The 510-nt window shown below is 71.8% G+C and carries 1 protein-coding gene; it reads left to right on the top strand.

Annotation, left to right across the window (positions count from 1 at the left end; translation table 11 throughout):
* Positions 1 to 510 (top strand): HAD-IC family P-type ATPase (locus FVW27_RS19280; protein ID WP_167128410.1); only part of this gene is annotated, 510 nt, incomplete at both ends.

Below are 510 nucleotides of genomic sequence, written 5' to 3'. Positions count from 1 at the left end.
GGGCCGGTGACGGCGGCGGCGGTGGCCAACGCCGTGGGCGTGGACGAATGGCGCGCCCAGGTGCTGCCCGCCGACAAGGCCGACATCGTGCGGCAGTTGCAGGCCGAGGGCGGCAAGGTGGTCATGGTGGGCGACGGCATCAACGATTCGCCCGCCCTGTCCGCCGCCGACGTGGGCGTGTCCCTGCGCGACGGGGCCGACCTTGCCCGCGAGGTGGCCGACGTGGTGCTTTCCGGCAACGATCTTGCGGAACTGCTGGTGGCGCGTCAGTTGGCAAAGGCAACACTGCGGCGCATCCACCTGAACTTCGGGTCCATCATGGGGCTGAATTCGGCCTTCATGGCCCTTGGCCTGGTGGGCCGGGCGCAGCCCGGCATGCTGGCCCTGCTGCACAACCTGACCACCGTGGGCGTGGCCCTGAACGCCATGCGGCCCATGCTGGGCAATGGCGCGGCGGAAGGACGGCGCGGCGCGGAGCGCACGCCGGGGGTGATGGCGCTGCCCGTTGGG

Source organism: Nitratidesulfovibrio liaohensis (genome assembly GCF_011682075.1).
Taxonomy (GTDB): Bacteria; Desulfobacterota; Desulfovibrionia; order Desulfovibrionales; family Desulfovibrionaceae; genus Cupidesulfovibrio; species Cupidesulfovibrio liaohensis.
This window is presented reverse-complemented; position numbering and strand designations above follow the sequence as displayed.